This is a genomic window from Pseudomonas sp. S1_G07 (assembly GCF_054668565.1).
Window position 1 is genome coordinate 643173 of sequence record NZ_CP162778.1, and the last position, 18681, is coordinate 661853.

The window sequence follows — 18681 nt, forward strand, 5'->3', positions numbered from 1 at the left end:
AACTTCCGGACACCAGGGCCATTTTTCGGGTGTTCCAGACGTCAATAGAAGCTCACTCCCCTTTGATACCGATTAGCCGCCCGGAGTGCTCCAATGCCTGATTACCGCTCGAAAACATCCACCCACGGCCGCAACATGGCCGGCGCCCGCGCACTGTGGCGTGCCACGGGGATGAAAGATGACGACTTCAAGAAGCCGATCATCGCGATTGCCAACTCGTTCACCCAGTTCGTCCCCGGCCACGTGCACCTCAAGGACCTGGGCCAACTGGTCGCCCGCGAGATCGAACGCGCCGGCGGCGTGGCCAAAGAATTCAACACCATCGCCGTGGACGACGGCATCGCCATGGGCCATGACGGCATGCTGTATTCCCTGCCAAGCCGCGAGATCATCGCCGATTCCGTGGAGTACATGGTCAACGCCCACTGCGCCGACGCCATCGTCTGCATCTCCAACTGCGACAAGATCACCCCCGGCATGCTGATGGCTGCCTTGCGCCTGAATGTCCCGGTGATCTTCGTCTCCGGCGGCCCGATGGAAGCCGGCAAGACCAAGCTCGCCTCCCACGGCCTGGACCTGGTCGACGCCATGGTCATCGCCGCCGATTCCAGCGCGTCTGACGAGAAGGTCGCGGAATACGAGCGCAGCGCCTGCCCGACCTGCGGTTCGTGCTCCGGCATGTTCACCGCCAACTCGATGAACTGCCTGGTCGAAGCCCTGGGCCTGGCCTTGCCGGGCAACGGTTCGACGCTGGCCACCCACAGCGACCGCGAGCAGTTGTTCCTGCAGGCCGGCCGCACCATCGTCGAGCTGTGCAAGCGCTACTACGGCGACAACGATGAGTCGGTGTTGCCGCGTAACATCGCCAACTTCAAGGCGTTCGAAAACGCCATGACGCTGGACATCGCCATGGGCGGTTCCACCAACACCATCCTGCACTTGCTGGCTGCCGCCCAGGAAGCCGAGATCAATTTCGACCTGCGCGACATCGACCGCCTGTCCCGCCACGTGCCGCAACTGTGCAAGGTCGCGCCAAACATCCAGAAGTACCACATGGAAGACGTGCACCGCGCCGGCGGGATCTTCTCGATCCTCGGTTCCCTGGCCCGTGGCGGCCTGCTGCACACCGACCTGCCGACCGTGCACAGCAAGTCCCTCGCCGAAGGCATCGCCAAGTGGGACATCACCCAGACCGACGACGAAGCCGTGCACACCTTCTTCAAGGCCGGCCCGGCGGGCATCCCGACCCAGACCGCGTTCAGCCAGTCGACCCGTTGGGACACCCTGGACACCGACCGTGAAAACGGCTGCATCCGCAGTGTCGAGCACGCCTACTCCAAGGAAGGTGGCCTGGCCGTGCTGTACGGCAACATCGCCCTCGACGGCTGCGTGGTCAAAACCGCCGGTGTGGATGAATCCATCCACGTCTTCGAAGGCCGCGCCAAGATCTACGAAAGCCAGGACAGCTCGGTACGCGGCATCCTCGCCGACGAAGTGAAAGAAGGCGACATCGTGATCATCCGCTACGAAGGCCCGAAAGGCGGCCCGGGTATGCAGGAGATGCTCTACCCCACGTCGTACCTGAAGTCCAAGGGCCTGGGCAAAGCCTGCGCCCTGCTCACCGATGGCCGCTTCTCCGGCGGTACCTCGGGCCTGTCCATCGGCCATGCTTCGCCCGAAGCTGCGGCCGGCGGCGCGATTGGCTTGGTGCAGGATGGCGACAAGGTGCTGATCGACATTCCGAACCGCTCGATCAACCTGTTGATCAGCGATGAAGAACTGGCGGCCCGCCGGGTTGAGCAGGATAAGAAAGGTTGGAAGCCGGTTGAAAAACGCCCACGTAAAGTGACGACCGCGCTGAAGGCTTACGCCCTGCTGGCCACCAGTGCCGACAAAGGCGCTGTTCGTAACAAGGCGATGCTGGACGGCCTGTAAGCCTCGCCCATAAAAATGCCCCGCACTTGGCGGGGCATTTTTTTGTCTGGCACGAACCTCCAATACACAGGAGATCGAAATGCGGGGGCGGGCTGGCTCGCGAAAGCGGTGGATCAGCCAGCTCATGTGTTACTGACAGAACGCATTCGCGAGCAAGCCCGCTCCCACATCTTTTGACCGCATTCAGCCTGTTACTGAATGTCCTCCGGCTTGACGATCACCCAGTTCTTGTCCGCCGTCACCGGCAACCCTTCCTTGGCCTGTGCCGCCGCATGCTTGGCCATCATGCCGTTGAGCTGAGCCATGTACTTGTCCTTGCGGTTGACCCACAGGTGGATGCCGCCCTTGGCCACGTCCACATCGTGGAACAGCATGTAACCATCGCTGGTCGGCGTGTCGCCACCGACGATCACCGGTTTCTTCCACTCGTCGATGTAAGTGAGGATCGCCGCGTGCTTGCCGGCCATCCAGGTCGCCGGGGTCCACAGGTACGGGGTGAGTTCCAGGCCGAGGTTGGCCTTCTGGTCGTACTTGCCAGCGGCGATCTGCTTACGTGCCGTGGTCAGTTCGCCGGTCTTGCGGTCCTTGAGCAGGGTGGTCACGCCGATCACGTTCTCGGGTTTGACGTTGTAGCCGTACTTCGGATCGGCGGCAACCATGCGCACCAGCTCTTCCGAGGCAGCGGTCATCACGTACACCTCGATGCCGTTTTCCATCAGTTTGTTGTACAGCTCGGCCTGGCCGGTGAAGACTTTCGGCGGTTGCACCTCGGACTTCTTCACCGCATCGCCTTCAAAATAAGTCACGGGAACAGGCTTGCCGGAGGCCATCAGCTCATCGACCTGGACCTTGAGTTCCTTGAGGGTGAAGCCGGAGAACACTTGGGCAACCCAGGGGTAGCAGACCATATCGTCCACTTCGCACAAGCGATAGTAGTAACTGAACAGGCTTTCCTTATGGTCGGCGGTGTCTTTGAACGGGATGAGCTTGAGCGACGGGTCAAGGCTGTCGCGGGTGATCAGGCCCTTGTTTTCCATGTAGGGCAGCAGGGACTCTTCGAGGTCGTAGCGGTAGCTGGTGTTGTCCATGTCGAACACCGCGAAGTTACCCTTGTTGGCGTTGGCGGCGATCATTTCATTCAGTTGCTTGGCGGCAGGCGCCGGCCAGTGTTTCAACTCGGTGTCGGCAAACGCCTGGCTGGCGAGTCCCAGGCACAGTGCGGCGGATACGAGAAGTTTCGGCGCGAGCTTCATAGGCGTTGTCTCCCTGAGTGAAAGACATCGACGCTAACAAATCCCTGTGACAGTTCCCATGTCGAGCACGACCGGGCGCGTCCTGATTCCGCCAGACGCATACACCTGAGCGTCAACCACTTATTCCAAAAACGACAGTCACCATTCCATATCGGTATTAAATCATTATATTTCAAGCTGTTAGGCTCCCCGGTTCGCAATCGCAGGCTCACGCGATTGGCGTCTTCTCAATGGAGCTCAAATGAATCTGCCGCTGATTCTTAACTTACTGGTGTTCGTGGCCCTGCTGTTGGGCCTGGCACAAACTCGCCATACCCACTGGAGCCTGGCCAAGAAGGTATTACTCGCCTTGGTCCTGGGCGTGGTGTTCGGTGTGGCGCTGCACGGTATTTACGGCGCCGGCAACCCGGTGCTCAAGGCCTCCATCGGCTGGTTCGATCTGGTCGGCAACGGCTACGTGCAATTACTGCAAATGATCGTGATCCCGCTGGTATTTGCCTCGATCCTCAGCGCCGTGGCGCGCCTGCATAACGCGGCGTCCCTGGGCAGGATCAGCTTCCTGACCATCGGCACCCTGCTGTTCACCACCGCGATCGCGGCGCTGATCGGTATCGGCCTGACCAACCTGTTCGGCCTCACCGCCGAAGGCCTGGTGGCCGGCACCCAGGAAATGGCGCGCCTGCAAGTGATCCAGAGTGACTACGCGGGCAAGGTCGCCGACCTGAATATCCCACAGTTGCTGCTGTCGTTCGTGCCCGCCAACCCGTTCGCCGATCTGGCCCGGGCCAAGCCGACATCGATCATCAGCGTGGTGATTTTCGCCGCGTTCCTGGGAGTTGCCGCGCTGCAACTGCTCAAGGACGACGTGGAGAAAGGCCAGAAAGTGCTCAACGCCATCGATACCCTGCAAGCCTGGGTGATGCGCCTGGTGCGCCTGGTGATGAAGCTCACGCCGTACGGCGTATTGGCGCTGATGACCAAGGTGGTTGCCGGCTCCAACCTGCAAGACATCATCAAGCTCGGCAGTTTCGTGCTGGTGTCGTACCTGGCTCTGGGCCTGATGTTTGTGGTGCACGGCCTGCTGCTGTCGTTGGCCGGGATCAACCCGTTGCAGTTCTTGCGCAAGGTATGGCCGGTGCTGACCTTCGCCTTCACCAGCCGCTCCAGCGCGGCGACGATCCCGCTGAGCATCGAAGCGCAAACCCGTCGCCTGGGTATCCCGCCGTCCATCGCCGGTTTCGCCGCCTCGTTTGGCGCGACCATCGGCCAGAACGGCTGCGCCGGGCTCTACCCTGCGATGTTGGCGGTGATGGTGGCGCCGACCGTGGGCATCAACCCGCTGGATCCGCTGTGGATCGCAACCCTGGTGGCGATTGTGACCCTGAGCTCGGCCGGTGTGGCGGGCGTGGGCGGCGGCGCGACCTTTGCCGCGCTGATCGTGCTACCGGCCATGGGCTTGCCGGTGTCACTGGTGGCGTTGCTGATTTCCGTGGAGCCGCTGATCGACATGGGCCGCACGGCGTTGAATGTAAATGGTTCGATGACGGCGGGGGCGATTACCAGCCAGATCATGGGGCAGACGGATAAAGCGCTGTTGGAAGCCGATGAGCATGCCGAGTTAGCGCAGGCCTGACCCACCGCTATCGCGGGCAAGCCCGGCTCCCACACTTGACCGAGTTCCCTGAAGCAATCGGTTCAAGGTGGGAGCTGGCTTGCCTGCGGTGCTTTCAGACTTTTTCCCACACTTCGAAGTTGTACGCCGGCTTGTCCCCTTCAGCCGGATTCACAACATTCGACACCAGCGTCCACTGGCTGCGATCAAACTCCGGAAACCACGCATCCCCCTCCGGACTCAGCGCCACCCGTGTCAAATACAGCCGATCCGCCTGCTCCACCCCCTGCGCATACAACTGCGCGCCGCCGATCAGCATCAGCTCGTCTACGCCCTGCGCCAGCGCCCAGGCTTCAGCCCGCGCCACGGCGGCATCGAGCGACGGAAAAACTTCCGCACCTTCAAGCACCAGGTTGGTCTGACGGCTGACCACGATGTTCAAGCGCCCCGGCAGCGGACGGCCCAGGGAATCCCAGGTCTTGCGCCCCATGATGATCGGCTTGCCGAGCGTGGTGGCCTTGAAATATTTGAAATCCCCCGGCAAGTGCCAGGGCATGCTGTTGTCGACGCCGATCACGCGGTTTTCACCGAGGGCCGCGATCAGGCTTAAAGGGAGAGTTTTTTTCATGGCGACGAGAATACCAGAGGCCCGCGCAGCTTTCCCCAACCGGGTGCACAGCGGTTATGCTCCAACCTCACTTGTTCAACAGGAAGGCGCGTGACTGCACTGACCCCCCTGCAAAAACTCTGGCTGACAGAAACCGTGCGCCTGCGCGAAGAACACGCCGGCCCCCTGGAAGACCTGGAAGCCAATCGCCTGGCCCGCACCGTCGGCGGCGATCTGCCGACGCGCATCCAGCAGCGCGCCCTGCACCTGGCCGAGCGCGATGGCCTGACCGCCGCCCTCACCCGTTGGCTGCAAGGCGCACGCCTGGCGTTGGTGCTGCTGGCGATAGTCGCCATCGTCAGCGGTGCCGGGCTGGCCTTTGCCGCACTGGGTAACGGCTTGACCCCGGTGAATGTGTTCTGGGCCCTGGGCAGCCTGCTTGGCGTGAACCTGATTCTGCTGCTCAGTTGGGCCTTGGGCCTGCTGTTTGCCGGCGAACACAGCGCCAGCCTGGGCCGCCTGTGGTTGTGGCTGAGTGAAAAACTCGCGCGTGACGCCAAGGCCGCGCAACTGGCACCGGCGTTGCTGCTGTTGCTGCAACGCCAGAAACTCAATCGCTGGGCAGTGGGTGTGCTGGTCAATGGCCTGTGGTTGCTGGCGCTGCTCAGCGCCTTGGTGATTCTGCTGACGCTGCTCGCCACTAGACGCTACGGCTTCGTGTGGGAAACCACCATTCTCGGTGCCGACACCTTTGTGGCCGTCACCCAGGCCCTCGGCAGCCTACCCGCGTTGCTGGGCTTCAATGTGCCGACCGTCGAGATGATCCGCGCCAGCGGCGACTCGGCCCTGAATATCGAAAGCGCGCGCCAGGCCTGGGCAGCCTGGTTGGTCGGCGTGCTGCTGGTATACGGCCTGCTGCCGCGCCTGCTCCTCGCGCTGCTGTGCCTGTGGCGCTGGCAACGCGGGCGCGCCGCCTTGCGCCTGGACCTCAACCTGCCCGGCTACAGCCAACTGCGCGAACGCCTGATGCCCAGCAGCGAACGCCTTGGCGTCAACGACGCCGCCCCGGAATACCTGCATCAGGTCGCGGGCGGCGTCAGCGAACTGGAAAGCGACGGCGCCCTGCTGGTGGCCATCGAACTGGACGACCAGCACCCCTGGCCACCCAAACTACCGCCCCAGGTGAAAAACGCCGGCATTCTCGACAGCCGCGAATCGCGCAACAAGCTGCTGGAACAGCTCACCCGCTTCCCACCCGCACGCCTGGCTATCGCCTGCGACCCGCGCCGCTCGCCCGACCGTGGCAGCCTGGCGCTGATCGCCGAACTGGCGCGCAGCGCCGCCGCCACCCGCGTGTGGCTGCTGCAGGCGCCACCCGGCCAGGCGCTGGACGCCGAGCGCCTGGGCGATTGGCACACCGCGCTGCAACAGCTGGATCTGCCTTTCGCCGACTGCGCGCCGTTGAACTGGCTGGAGACCGGTCATGACTAAGCCGCTGAAACTCGCCGTGGTCGGCCACACCAATGTGGGCAAGACCTCACTGTTGCGCACCTTGACCCGCGACGTGGGCTTTGGCGAAGTTTCCCATCGCCCCAGCACCACGCGGCATGTGGAAGGCGCGCGTTTATCAGTGGATGGCGAAGCGTTGCTGGAGCTGTACGACACGCCCGGCCTGGAAGATGCCATCGCCCTGCTCGACTACCTGGAGCGCCTCGACCGCCCCGGCGAACGCCTGGACGGCCCGGCGCGCCTGGCGCGGTTCCTGGAGGGCAGCGAAGCCCGCCAGCGTTTCGAACAGGAAGCCAAGGTGCTGCGCCAACTGCTGGCCTCGGATGCCGGCCTGTATGTGATCGACGCCCGCGAGCCGGTACTGGCCAAGTACCGCGACGAATTGCAGGTGCTGGCCAGTTGCGGCAAGCCATTGCTGCCGGTGCTCAATTTTGTCAGCAGCAGCGACCACCGCGAGCCGGACTGGCGCGAAGCCCTGGCCCGCCTCGGCCTGCATGCGCTGGTGCGTTTTGACAGCGTCGCACCACCCGAAGACGGCGAGCGTCGCCTGTATGAGAGCCTCGCCTTGTTGCTGGAAAACGCACGGCCGCAATTGGAACGCTTGATTCTGGATCAAGAGGCCCAACGCCAGGCTCGTCAGCAAAGCGCCGCGCGGTTGATTGCCGAGTTGTTGATCGACTGCGCCGCGTGCCGGCGCAGCGTGGTCACTGAAGATGAGCAGCAAGCCATCAGCGAGTTGCGCAAGGCCGTGCGCCAGCGCGAACAAAAATGCGTGGAGGCCCTGCTCAAGCTGTTCGGTTTCCGCCCGCAGGACGCCGCCGCCAGCGACTTACCGCTGCTGGACGGGCGCTGGGGCGATGACCTGTTCAACCCGGAAACCCTCAAGCAACTCGGCGTGCGCGTCGGCGGCGGGATTGCTGCCGGTGCCGCCGCCGGAGCCGGCGTAGATTTATTGGTCGGCGGGTTAACGCTGGGCGCCGCCGCGCTGGCCGGCGCGATTGCCGGTGGCGCGCTGCAAACCGCGCGCAGCTACGGCAGCCGCCTGCTGGGCAAGCTCAAGGGCGAGCGCGAACTCACCGTCGACGACAGCGTGCTGCGGCTGCTCGCCCTGCGCCAACGCCAACTGCTCAAGGCCCTCAACCTGCGCGGCCATGCAGCAATGCACAGCATCAAGGTCGACACACCCCAGGACAAAACCTGGCGCGAAGGCAAATTGCCGGAGGCGCTGCACAAGGCTCGCGCCCACCCGCAATGGTCGTCCCTCAACCCTCACGCCAAACTGAGCCAGGCCGAGCGCCAGGAGCAGGTCGAAGTGCTGGCTCAGCGACTGGACGAATCCTGATCGGCCAATAGCTGCAAGGCCTTGGCCTTGAGCACCCGCAGGTCCAGCAACGGCACGTTCGTTTGCTTGGCCTGCTCATCCCAGTGGCGCAGGCGCAGGCTCACGGCGCAGAGCGGGTCCTGTTCGAACGCCCGGGCTTCTTCGGCGCTCATGACGCCGCCCTGATAAACCAGGGTGCGGCGGCTGGCTTCACTCAGGCGCGCGTAGTAGTCGGGCTGACTGAAGGTCAGGTAACGCTTAGCCTGCACGTGATATTCGACCAACTTGGCCATGCGCTCACTGAAGCCTGCGCGGCGCAGATAATCCGCCCCCAGCCGCTCATGGCCGACCACGCCAAAACCGTCCATGTTCTCACCACCTTCGCCGCAAAGATGCCCGATATCGTGGAAGAACGCCGCCAACACCACTTCATCATCGAAGCCTTCGGCCATGGCCCACTGCGCGGCCTGGGACATGTGCTCGATCTGCGACACCGGTTCGCCGATGTAATCGGCCTTGCCGTACTGTTCGTACACGCCGAAGACTTCGGCAATCACCTGCTCCGGGCTCATGTGGCCGCTCCCCATAATGTACTGATATTGCGCTCGGCCAACGCCGGCCCCACGCTCATACCCACCCCGGTATGCATCAACGCCGCACTCACCCCCGGCGCCGCGCGCAGGAACGAAAACGGCCCCGGCCCGCGTGCGCCGTACACACCTTGCCAGCGCTCCAGCACCTGAATCCTGCATCCCAGGGTCTGCTCGGCCAGTTCGATCATCCAGTCATCGACCTGCTCGGCATTGAACGGCGATGCATCGCTGCCGTAATCGTGGGAGTCACCAATGATCAGCTCGCCATGGGGCGTCGGGCTGATCAGCAGATGAATCCCGTGCTCATGCAGGTGCGGTGCTTCCCGCAGGATCTGTGCCTGTATCGACGCGGCTTCCGGCAGGTCGGCGAAGGCGCCGTAGTGCACGCAGCTAAGGCCGGTCAGCAAGGCGTGTTGCAGATTCAGGTTCACCGCCGGCCGGGCACGCAGCATTTGCAGGCGGCAGATCTGCGGGTTGAGCGCGGCAATCGATTCGGCCAGCAGGGTTTGGTAATCGTGGCCGGAGCAGACGATGATCTGCTCGCCACGAAAACTGCCCGCCGTGCTGTGCAACTGGCCCGGTTCGATGTCGCGTACCAGGGTGGAGAAGTGAAACTGCACGTTCAACGCCTGGCTCAAGTAGTGGATCAGCGCCGGGATCGCTTCGCGCGAATACAACTGCTGATCGTCCTTGCCATGCAACGCGGCGCGGTGATGGCGGAACTGGCCGCCATACAGGCCCTTCAGCGTCGCACCTTGCAGCAACTCCACGTTGTAGCCATGTTCCCGTGCACGTGTGGCGCAGAAGGCTTCGAGCAGATGCTCTTCGGCTTCACTGCGGGCGAACAGGTACGAGCCATTGCGCTTGAGTTGCAGGCCCGCCACCTGCGCCCAATGCTCCCAGATGTCGCGGCTTTCCCGCGCCAGGTCCAGCATCGCTCCCGGTGGTTGGCCGGTCACCAATGCCTGGCCGAAGTTGCGAACCGATGCGCCAAGCGGTGTGGCACTGCGCTCGAAGACTTTGACCTTGAGGCCGCGTTTGGCGGCGGCGTAGGCGTGGGACAAGCCGAGAATCCCGGCGCCGATGATCAGCAGGTCGCTGTGGTGTGTCATGTGGTGATGTCCTGAATTCAAGACCGCTATCGCAGGCAAGCCAGCTCCCACAGGGAACGCATTCCAAGGTGGGAGCCGGCTTGCCCGCGATAAGGTCATCAGCCTTAACGAAAACCTTACTGGCCGGCGACCTTCTCCGACTTACCGTCATAACGCTTGCGCCATTCGGTCAGGATGCTGTCGCGGTTTTTCGAGGCCCAGGCAAAGTCGTTCTTGATCAGGCGCTGCTCGTAGTCGGCTGGCAATTCGGTCTGCGGCTTGGCGATACCCGGCTGGGCGAGCACCGCGAAGTTGTCCTTGTACAGCGCCATCGCCGCCGGGCTGGCGGAGAAGTCGGCGAGTTTTTTCGCCGCGTCGGCGTGAGCGGTGCCTTTGATCACGGCCGTGGCTTCGATGTCCCAACCCAAGCCTTCCTTCGGCAGGATGATGTCCAGCGGCGCGCCCTGGCGTTTCAACTGCACTGCCGGGTATTCAAAGGAAATGCCAATCGGGAATTCACCCGACGCCGCCAGCTTGCAAGGTTTGGAACCGGAGTGAACATACTGGCCGATGTTCTGGTGCAGGTCGTCCATGTACTGCCAGCCCTGCTTTTCGCCGAACGTTTGCAGCCAGGCGCTCACATCCAGAAAGCCGGTGCCGGAGGACGCCGGGTTAGGCATGACGATCTTGCCCTTGTACTCAGGCTTGGTCAGGTCTTGCCAGCTCACCGGCTTGGTCAGGCCCTGCTTCTCGGCTTCGACGGTATTGAAGCAAATGGTCGCGGCCCACACGTCCATGCCCACCCAGGCTGGCGGGTTGGCGGCGTCGCGGTAGTTTTTGCCGATCTTGTCCAGATCCTTCGGGGCGTAGTTTTCCAGCATGCCCTGCTGGTCGAGGATCGCCAGGCTGGAGGCGGCCAGGCCCCACACCACGTCAGCCTGTGGCCGAGCTTTTTCGGCCAGCAGCTTGGCGGTGATGATGCCGGTGGAGTCGCGCACCCATTTGATCTCGACGTCGGGGTTGGCTTGCTCGAAGGCGTTTTTGTAGGTCTTCAACTGCTCGGCTTCGAGGGCCGTGTACACGGTAAGCTCGGTCTTGGCGAAGGCATTCAGGCTGAATGCCGTGAGTACCGCAGCGACCAGCGCCAGGGGCTTGAACATGGAGCACCTCCTTCAGGGATGTTATTGGCCGGGCGCGGTCTGGCGCCAGGCTTGGGAGCGGCGCAACGCGCCACGAGAGGCCCACGCCAGCAGCAGCGAAACGCTGCCTGAGGTGAACAGGATCAGGGTCGACATGGCCGCCGCACCGCCCACGTTGCCGGCGTCGTCCATGTTCAACACGGCGACGGCGGCGAGCAGGGTGTCGGGGCTGTAGAGAAAGATCGCGGCGGACACGGTGGTCATCGCCGATACAAACAGGTAGCGCACGATGTCCAGCAGGGCCGGCAGGCAGATGGGCACCGTTACGCGCAGGTAGTGGCGGTACAGCGGCGCCTTGAGAGACAGCGCGGCGGCTTCGAACTCGGTGTCCAGTTGGCGCAGGGCCGTGGTGGCGGTCATCTGTGCGGTGGTCAAATAGTGAGCAATGGTGCACACCACCAACAGGGTCATGGTCCCGTAGAACACATGCAGCGGGTTGCCGTTGAGGTTGAAAAAGAACACATAGCCCAGGCCCAGCACCAGGCCGGGCACGGCCATCGGCACAAAGCTGAGCATGCGCAGCGCCAGGTTCAGGCCCTTCTGGCCCTTGGTCTTTTCCATCAGGTAGGCGCCGGTAAAGATCAGCACGCTGCCGATCAACGCCGTGCACAAGGCCAGGGTCAGGCTGTTGCGGTAGGCCAGCCAGCCGCCGCCGGCGGTGTCTTCGAACTGGTAGTGGTTGAGCGACAGCGACAGGTTGTACGGCCAGAATTTGACCAGCGAGGAATACACCGCCATGCCGAACACCAGCAGCAACACCGCGCAGATCAGCAACACGATGGCCAGGTAACCACCATCGCGCAAACGCGACGGCGCTGGCTGGAAGACTTGGGCACGACCACTCATGGCCTCCCCATGACGGCGGCGCAACCACGCATCCACGGCAAAGCTGAACAGCGCCGGCAGCAGCAACACCATGCCGATCAAGGCGCCGCGCCCGAACTGTTGCTGGCCGACCACGGCCTTGTAGGCTTCCAGCGCCAGCACCTGGTAATCGCCACCGACCACTACGGGCACGCCGAAGTCGGTGATGGTCAGGGTAAACACCAGGCAGAAGGCCGCGAATACGGCCTGGCGCGTGGCCGGCCAGGTGATGCTGCGAAACGCCCGGGCGGGGCTGGCGCCCATGCTGGAGGCCGCATCGAACAGCCGCGCATCCGCCAGGGACAGCGCCGACAGCAGGATCATCAGCGCATGGGGAAAGGTGTAGATCACCTCCCCCAGGACAATGCCCCAGAACCCGTAGATGTTGTCCGAGAGCAACCCGCGCAGCATGCCCTGGTTACCGAACAGGTACACCAGCGCAATGCCCGGCAGCATCGACGGCGCCATCAACGGCAGCAACGACATGCCGCGCCAGATCGCCTTGCCGGGGATCAACGTACGTTGCAGCGCGTAGGCAAACAGGTAGGCCAGCGGCACGACGATGGCCGCTACGCTGAGGGAGACTTTCAGGCTATTGCCCAACAGCCAGTGGAAATTCGCGCTGGTCACCAGTTCCCGCGCAGCCACCAGGCCACCGCCCTGCCCGGCCTCGCTGCTGAAGCCGCGCCAGAAAATCGCCAGCAAGGGCAGCAATACCGCGACCCCCAGCAGCAACAGCCACAGCAGTTTGCCGCCGAGCACAAAGATGCGGTCGCCGATTTCGGCGCGGGACACCTGGCGCGGCAAGGTCATGACAGCAGCCATCTCAGGCAAACACCTGCAGGCTGCGTGGTGGCAAGGCGACCCAGATGTGCGGGGCACCCAGGCGCGGCATCGCTTCGGGGGCCAGCTCCGCGAGCAACGGATGGCCGGGCAACTGCTCCAGCTCAAAACTCATGCGGCAGCGGTTGCCGAGAAAGGTGATCTCGCGGACCTTGGCCGGGAACAGGTTTTCTTCGTGCACCGGTGGGTTCACGCTGATGGCTTCCGGGCGGCAGAACAGGCGGCCGGACGTGGCCACGCCAGCATCGTCGGCCAGGCGCATGTTCATGCCGCCGACCTGGGCATGGCTGGCGCTGTTACGGCTGAAGGGCAGCCAGTTGCCCTGGCCGACAAACTCCGCCACGAACGGCGTAGCCGGGCGGTCGTAAATCTGCTGGGGCGTGGCGTATTGCTCGACCTTGCCGTTGTTCATCACGGCGATACGGTCGGCCATCAACATGGCTTCATCCTGGTTGTGGGTCACCATCAACGTGGTAATCCCCAGGCGCCGTTGCAGTTGGCGCAGCTCGGTGCACAAGTGCTCGCGCACGCGAGCGTCCAGGGCCGACATTGGCTCATCCAGCAGCAGCAACGATGGCGCCGGGGCCAATGCACGGGCCAGGGCGACCCGCTGTTGCTGACCGCCGGAGAGTTGACCCGGGTATTTTTTCTCGCTGCCGAGCAGGCCCACCAGTTCCAGCATCTGCCCGACACGCGTGCGCACTGCCTCGCGGCCACTGCCAGCGAGGCCATAGCCGATGTTCGCTTCGACCGTCAGGTTGGGAAACAGCGCGTAGGACTGGAACAGAATGCCGTAGTCCCGTGCCTGGGGTGGCAGCAGGGAAACATCCCGGTCCCCCAGGTACAGCTCACCGCTGTCCTGGCGCTCCAGGCCGGCGATACAGCGCAGCAAGGTGGTCTTGCCGCAACCGGACGGGCCCAGCAGGCACACCAGCTCGCCGGCGGCGACGTCCAGCGACACGTTGTCCAGCGCGGTAAAGGCGCCGAAGCGTTTCTGGACACCGCGCACCTTCATCGGCGCGCCGGGTTGGGTCAGGGCTGTGTTCATGGTGGCACCTCATCAAACTGATGAAGGCCATGCTAGGCAGGCAATGCGTCGGTGGTGTGGCAGGAAGGCAAAAGGCAGTGATAGTGGTATTCGCAGATTTGTGTAGGACACAGATCCCATTGTAGTGAGCGGCTTGTTGTGGCGAGCGGGCTTGCCACAAGAGACTTCACTCGGCAGCTAAATGGGAGACATCTCTTGAGCCAGGCCGAGGAAGGCCGCCGGCAACCGCGCGCCTTTGCGCTCCTTAAGGCAGTACAGGTACTCCGGGATCTGCGGTGCATTCTCGATGGTCAGCACCCGCAGTTGCGGGTCATGGGGGACTTCCTGCCGAGCAATGATGCTGATGCCGATATTGCGCAACACCGCCTCGCGGATCGACTCACGGCTGCCGATTTCCAGCAGCGGGCCATAACTCACCCCGGCGCCTTGCAACATGTCTTCGGTCAGCCGCCGCGTGGTGGAGCCCGCTTCGCGCATCAACAATGTGTGCCCGGCCAATGCGGTCAATGGCACATGCTCGAGCTGGGCCAGAGGATGATTGCGATGCACCGCCAGCACCAGGGGGTCGGTGCCGAGTACGCGGCGAATCAGCCGCGGGTCTTCCAGCAACTGCGAAGAGGCCGCGACATCGACGCGGTAATCGTCCAGCGCTTCGAGCACCTGTTGGGAGTTGCCGATTTCCACCGACACCTCCACTTGCGGCAGGCGCTCGCGAAAGGCCTTGACCAGGTCAAGAATGTAATACGGCGCGGTCGCGGCAATGCGCAAGGCGCCCTGGACCTGGCCGTTGTTGCGCAGGAAAAACTCGATATCGGCTTCCTGCTGCAACAGCGCCTTGACCATCGGCAGCAGCCGCGCGCCCTCGTCGCTGACCGTCAGGCGGCGGCCACCGCGATAGAACAGCTCGACGCCGTACTGGCTTTCCAGGTTACGAATCTGGGTGGTGACCGTGGGCTGGCTCAGACCGAGTTTTTTTGCCGCCTGGGTAATGCTGCCCAGGCGCGCGACCATAAAAAACGCCTTCAACTCGGCACTCAGCACGCCACCCTCTCATTGTCTATTTGCGCAACAGGCGCAGGCCATTGAACACCACCAGCAGGGCCACGCCCATATCGGCGAACACCGCCATCCACATGGTGGCCATGCCCAGGAAGGTGATGGTCAGGAAGATGGCCTTGATCACCAGCGCCAGGGCGATGTTCTGCTTGAGGATACTCGACGTTTGCCGCGACAAACGAATGAATGCCGGGATCTTGCGCAAATCATCGTCCATCAGTGCCACGTCGGCGGTCTCGATGGCGGTGTCGGTACCGGCGGCGGCCATGGCGAAGCCGATCTCGGCGCGCGCCAGGGCCGGGGCGTCGTTGATGCCGTCACCGACCATGCCCACGCGATGGCCTTGGCCGTAGAGGATTTCGATGGCTTGCAGCTTGTCGCTGGGCAGCAGGTCACCCTGGGCCTGGTCGATGCCGACCTGGGCAGCGATGGCCTGGGCGGTGTGGGTGTTGTCGCCGGTGAGCATCAGGGTCTTGATACCCAGCTCATGCAGTTGCTCGATGGCTTCGCGGCTGCTGTCCTTGACCGTATCGGCCACGGCGAACAGCGCCAGCGGGCCGGACTTGTCGAGCAACAGCACCACGGACTTGCCTTGTTTCTCCAGGGCGAACAGTTTTTCTTCCAGCTCTGGCGAGCACAACCCAAGGTCTTCCACCAGGCGGTGGTTGCCCAGGTGGTAAGTCTCACCGTTGATATCACCGCGCACACCACGCCCGGCCAGGGCTTCGAAGTTATCCACAACGTGGGCCGGCAGGTTTTTATCCACAGCAGCAAAAGCGATCGCCAGGGACACCGGATGGTCGGAACGCCCGGCCAGGCTGGCGGCCAGGGCCGGTGCACGGTCTTCGAGGCCAGGGAACAGCGCGAGGTAATCGGTTTGCACCGGCTTGCCGTGGGTGAGGGTGCCGGTCTTGTCCAACGCCAGGTAATCGAGCTTGTAACCGCCCTCCAGGTACACGCCGCCCTTGATCAGGATGCCTTTGCGCGCCGCCGCCGCCAGGCCACTGACGATGGTCACCGGGGTGGAGATCACCAGGGCGCAGGGGCACGCAACCACCAGCAGCACCAGGGCGCGGTAGATCCAGTCAAACCAGGCGCCCGCCATGAACAACGGCGCAATCACCGCCACGCCGAGGGCCAACAGGAATACCGCCGGGGTGTAGATCTTCGAAAAGCTGTCGACGAAGCGTTGGGTCGGCGCGCGCGCCCCTTGTGCCTGTTCCACGGCGTGGATGATGCGCGCCAGAGTTGAGTTATTCGCGGCGGCCGTAACCTTGTATTCCAGGGAGCCGGCCTGGTTGATCGTGCCGGCGAAGACTTTATCGCCCACGGTCTTTTCAATCGGCAGGCTTTCGCCGGTGATCGGCGCCTGGTCGATAGTAGATTGACCGGCGCTGACTTCACCGTCCAGGCCAATACGCTCGCCGGGCTTTACCCGCACAATGGCGCCAAGATCAATGCTTTTGACCTGCTGTTCTACCCAACTGCCATCGATCTGCCGCACCGTGGCCCGCTCAGGAGTCATTTGCATCAAGCCGCTGATGGCATTGCGCGCACGGTCCAGGGACTTGGCTTCGATCAGCTCGGCCACGGTGAACAGGAACATCACCATGGCGGCTTCCGGCCACTGGCCGATCAGGACCGCTCCGGTGACGGCAATGCTCATCAGTGCGTTGATATTCAGGTTGAGGTTTTTCAGGGCAATCCAGCCCTTTTTATAGGTGGTGAGGCCGCCGCTGAGGATCGACACCAGCGCCACGATAGCGATGACCCAGGTCGGCGCGGCGCTGGTGAAGTGCAGCACTTCAGCCCCCAACGCGCCCACGCCGGACAACGCCAGCGGCCACCAATGCTTCTTGGCGGGCGGTTCGGCGGCCGGAGCACCCTCTTCCATTGGATCGGCCTGCATACCGAGGGATTTGATCGCGTCGATGATCGGCGCGGTGTTGGGCAAGTCGTGGGTGACGCCAAGGACGCGATTGATCAGGTTGAATTCCAATTGCTGCACGCCGGCCAGCTTGCCCAGTTTGTTCTGGATCAGCGTCTGCTCGGTGGGGCAGTCCATGGCTTCGATACGGAAGGTGCTCAGCCGCGCGCCGGCGGTGGGCGCTTCGCTCAGTTGCACCAACGCTGGGGCCGGGGTGCTGGAACAGCAGGAGCCGCCGTGTTTATGCACAGGCGTCAGCTTCTGCGCGCCGTGGTCATGATCGTGGTCGTGTTTATGCGGGGTGTGAAGGGAATCGCTCATCAGGTCGCGTCCATAAGGTGCCTGTTGCCAAGTAAAGACCCTGTAGCCACTATAGGGTCAAGCACCCATTTGGAAATTGCTGCGATGAAGATCGGCGAACTGTCCAAACTCACCGACTGCCCGGTGGAAACCATCCGTTATTACGAGAAAGAAGGCCTGCTGCCGCCGCCGGCGCGCACCGACGCCAACTATCGCGTGTACACCCAGGCACATACCGAGCGGCTGATCTTCATCCGCAACTGCCGCAGCCTGGACATGACCCTGGAAGAAATCCGCAGCCTGCTCAGCCTGCGCGACAGCCCCCAGGACCAGTGCGAAAGTGTGAATGCGTTGATCGACGAGCATATCCACCATGTGAAAGCGCGGATCGATGGGCTGCTGGCATTGCAGGAGCAGTTGCTGGATGTGCGCCGACGCTGTGGCGGCGGGCCGGAATGCGGAATTTTGCAGCGCTTGGAGGTCAACGGCGGCGTAACTGCAAGCGAGGCAGAGCCTTCGCATGTGGGCAGAAGCCACGGTCACTGATCCTGTGGAAGGGGCTGTCACTGTAGGAGCGAGCGTGCTCGCGAAGAACTCATAGGCGCCGCATTCATCCAGCTTTCACGCGTTATCGTTGAGTTTTTTCGCGAGCAAGCTCGCTCCTACAGTGACCAAGCCCCTCTTCAGATGGCCACGTCGGCCTTGATGCTTGGATCGGCGTCGTACCCCACGATCTCGAAGTCTTCGAATGTGTAATCGTAGATCGACGCAGGTTTACGCTTGATCACCAGTTCCGGCAGCTTCTTCGGTGTGCGCGCCAGTTGGGTGCGGATCTGTTCCATGTGGTTGCTGTAGGCATGGGTATCCCCCGTGGTGACGATGATCTCGTGGGGAATCAGGTCGCACTGCTGCGCCAGCATATGGGTGAGCAGCGCCAGGGCGGCGGTGTTGTATGGCAGGCCGAGGAAGACGTCGGAACTGCGGATGTACAACTGCATCGACAGGTGGCCGTCATGCACGAACGCCTGGTACAGCAGATGGCACGGTGGCAAGGCTTGCTTGCCGTTGCGCGCGTTTTCCTGCGGGCTCCTGGTTTCGTCCGGCAGGTATTCGACATTCCAACCGTGGAACAGAATGCGACGGCTGTTGGGGTTGGTCTTGAGCGTGTGAACCATGTAGTCGATCTGGTTGATCGTACCGCCGTCCTTGGTGGGCCAGGCAGTCCACTGCTCGCCGTACACCGGGCCCAGGTCACCGTCTTCGGTGGCCCATTCGTCCCAGATGCGCACGCCGTTTTCATTGAGCCACTTGATATTGGTGTTGCCGCTCAACATCCAGATCAGCTCGTTGGCGATACTTTTGAAGTGAAGCTTCTTGGTGGTCAGCAGCGGGAAGCCGTCGGCCAAGTTATGCCGGTACTGACGGGCAAACACGGCCTTGGTGCCGGTGCCGGTACGATCGCCCTTGGTCAATCCATTGGTCACGACGTCGTTCAGTAGTTCGAGATATTGCTTCATGTCATT

At 62.9% G+C, this 18681-nt stretch carries 15 protein-coding genes; 5 read left to right on the forward strand and 10 right to left on the reverse strand.

All coding sequences use genetic code 11. The features are described from left to right. Positions 1–93: 93 nt before the first annotated feature. Entirely contained in the window at positions 94–1935 is a 1842-nt protein-coding gene (ilvD, locus tag AB4O05_RS03050; RefSeq protein WP_460133167.1) for a dihydroxy-acid dehydratase, read from the forward strand. Between the two features lie 191 nt (positions 1936–2126). Here ilvD and AB4O05_RS03055 read toward each other — a convergent pair whose 3' ends face one another. Continuing rightward, entirely contained in the window at positions 2127–3188 is a 1062-nt protein-coding gene (locus AB4O05_RS03055) for an HAD family hydrolase (protein WP_460133165.1), read from the reverse strand. 241 nt (positions 3189–3429) lie between these two features. Between AB4O05_RS03055 and AB4O05_RS03060 the strand changes: the two genes are divergently transcribed. Beyond that, positions 3430–4821 (forward strand): L-cystine transporter, encoded by a 1392-nt coding sequence (locus AB4O05_RS03060; RefSeq protein ID WP_460133164.1) that lies wholly within the window; start codon positions 3430–3432, stop codon positions 4819–4821. 94 nt (positions 4822–4915) lie between these two features. On the opposite strand, the gene AB4O05_RS03065 is transcribed toward AB4O05_RS03060, so the two are convergent. Beyond that, positions 4916–5428, reverse strand: a complete 513-nt coding sequence (locus tag AB4O05_RS03065) for a dihydrofolate reductase (RefSeq protein ID WP_460133162.1) — start codon at positions 5426–5428, stop codon at positions 4916–4918. Between the two features lie 90 nt (positions 5429–5518). Here AB4O05_RS03065 and AB4O05_RS03070 point away from each other — a divergent pair, with 90 nt between their 5' ends. Both AB4O05_RS03070 and AB4O05_RS03075 read left to right on the forward strand, forming a co-directional pair. Then, positions 5519–6898: a DUF2868 domain-containing protein gene (locus AB4O05_RS03070; protein WP_460133159.1), complete on the forward strand. Its 1380-nt coding sequence runs from the start codon at positions 5519–5521 to the stop codon at positions 6896–6898. After that, on the forward strand, positions 6891–8258 hold the full coding sequence (locus AB4O05_RS03075) for a DUF3482 domain-containing protein (RefSeq protein WP_460133156.1): 1368 nt from the start codon (positions 6891–6893) through the stop codon (positions 8256–8258). The genes AB4O05_RS03070 and AB4O05_RS03075 overlap by 8 nt, the downstream gene beginning before the upstream one ends. On the opposite strand, the gene AB4O05_RS03080 is transcribed toward AB4O05_RS03075, so the two are convergent. From AB4O05_RS03080 to AB4O05_RS03110, 7 genes are all read right to left on the reverse strand, one after another. Next, positions 8237–8809, reverse strand: coding sequence for a phosphonate degradation HD-domain oxygenase (locus AB4O05_RS03080; RefSeq protein WP_460133154.1), 573 nt, complete (start codon positions 8807–8809; stop codon positions 8237–8239). The two genes, AB4O05_RS03075 and AB4O05_RS03080, sit on opposite strands and share 22 nt — an antisense overlap. Continuing rightward, complete coding sequence (locus AB4O05_RS03085; protein WP_460133152.1) at positions 8806–9942, reverse strand: TIGR03364 family FAD-dependent oxidoreductase; 1137 nt, start codon at positions 9940–9942, stop codon at positions 8806–8808. Before AB4O05_RS03085 ends, AB4O05_RS03080 begins: the two co-directional genes overlap by 4 nt. A gap of 116 nt (positions 9943–10058) precedes the next feature. Continuing rightward, positions 10059–11081, reverse strand: a complete 1023-nt coding sequence (locus tag AB4O05_RS03090; protein ID WP_460133149.1) for a putative 2-aminoethylphosphonate ABC transporter substrate-binding protein — start codon at positions 11079–11081, stop codon at positions 10059–10061. A gap of 21 nt (positions 11082–11102) precedes the next feature. Continuing rightward, positions 11103–12809 carry a putative 2-aminoethylphosphonate ABC transporter permease subunit gene (locus AB4O05_RS03095; protein WP_460133147.1) on the reverse strand — a complete coding sequence of 569 codons (1707 nt, stop codon included), beginning with the start codon at positions 12807–12809 and terminating at the stop codon, positions 11103–11105. Position 12810: 1 nt separating this feature from the next. Further along, the gene (locus AB4O05_RS03100; RefSeq protein ID WP_460133145.1) at positions 12811–13875 is read right to left on the reverse strand and encodes a putative 2-aminoethylphosphonate ABC transporter ATP-binding protein; all 1065 of its coding nucleotides are present in this window, start codon (positions 13873–13875) and stop codon (positions 12811–12813) included. 177 nt (positions 13876–14052) lie between these two features. After that, positions 14053–14916, reverse strand: coding sequence for a LysR family transcriptional regulator (locus tag AB4O05_RS03105; protein WP_460133143.1), 864 nt, complete (start codon positions 14914–14916; stop codon positions 14053–14055). A 16-nt stretch (positions 14917–14932) separates the two neighbouring features. Further along, the gene (locus AB4O05_RS03110) at positions 14933–17179 is read right to left on the reverse strand and encodes a heavy metal translocating P-type ATPase (protein ID WP_460133141.1); all 2247 of its coding nucleotides are present in this window, start codon (positions 17177–17179) and stop codon (positions 14933–14935) included. Between the two features lie 84 nt (positions 17180–17263). Between AB4O05_RS03110 and cadR the strand changes: the two genes are divergently transcribed. Continuing rightward, on the forward strand, positions 17264–17704 hold the full coding sequence (gene cadR / locus AB4O05_RS03115; RefSeq protein WP_460133138.1) for a Cd(II)/Pb(II)-responsive transcriptional regulator: 441 nt from the start codon (positions 17264–17266) through the stop codon (positions 17702–17704). Between the two features lie 137 nt (positions 17705–17841). Here the strand turns inward: cadR and AB4O05_RS03120 are convergent, their stop codons facing one another. Further along, entirely contained in the window at positions 17842–18675 is an 834-nt protein-coding gene (locus AB4O05_RS03120) for a thymidylate synthase (RefSeq protein ID WP_460133137.1), read from the reverse strand. Between the last annotated feature and the right edge of the window lie 6 nt (positions 18676–18681).

Coding starts and splice junctions, on each gene's coding strand:
- ilvD (WP_460133167.1), top strand. CDS start 94: ATGCCTGATTACCGCTCGAAAACATCCACCCACGGCCGCAACATGGCC.
- AB4O05_RS03055 (WP_460133165.1), bottom strand. CDS start 3,188: ATGAAGCTCGCGCCGAAACTTCTCGTATCCGCCGCACTGTGCCTGGGA.
- AB4O05_RS03060 (WP_460133164.1), top strand. CDS start 3,430: ATGAATCTGCCGCTGATTCTTAACTTACTGGTGTTCGTGGCCCTGCTG.
- AB4O05_RS03065 (WP_460133162.1), bottom strand. CDS start 5,428: ATGAAAAAAACTCTCCCTTTAAGCCTGATCGCGGCCCTCGGTGAAAAC.
- AB4O05_RS03075 (WP_460133156.1), top strand. CDS start 6,891: ATGACTAAGCCGCTGAAACTCGCCGTGGTCGGCCACACCAATGTGGGC.
- AB4O05_RS03080 (WP_460133154.1), bottom strand. CDS start 8,809: ATGAGCCCGGAGCAGGTGATTGCCGAAGTCTTCGGCGTGTACGAACAG.
- AB4O05_RS03085 (WP_460133152.1), bottom strand. CDS start 9,942: ATGACACACCACAGCGACCTGCTGATCATCGGCGCCGGGATTCTCGGC.
- AB4O05_RS03090 (WP_460133149.1), bottom strand. CDS start 11,081: ATGTTCAAGCCCCTGGCGCTGGTCGCTGCGGTACTCACGGCATTCAGC.
- AB4O05_RS03095 (WP_460133147.1), bottom strand. CDS start 12,809: ATGGCTGCTGTCATGACCTTGCCGCGCCAGGTGTCCCGCGCCGAAATC.
- AB4O05_RS03100 (WP_460133145.1), bottom strand. CDS start 13,875: ATGAACACAGCCCTGACCCAACCCGGCGCGCCGATGAAGGTGCGCGGT.
- AB4O05_RS03110 (WP_460133141.1), bottom strand. CDS start 17,179: ATGAGCGATTCCCTTCACACCCCGCATAAACACGACCACGATCATGAC.
- cadR (WP_460133138.1), top strand. CDS start 17,264: ATGAAGATCGGCGAACTGTCCAAACTCACCGACTGCCCGGTGGAAACC.
- AB4O05_RS03120 (WP_460133137.1), bottom strand. CDS start 18,675: ATGAAGCAATATCTCGAACTACTGAACGACGTCGTGACCAATGGATTG.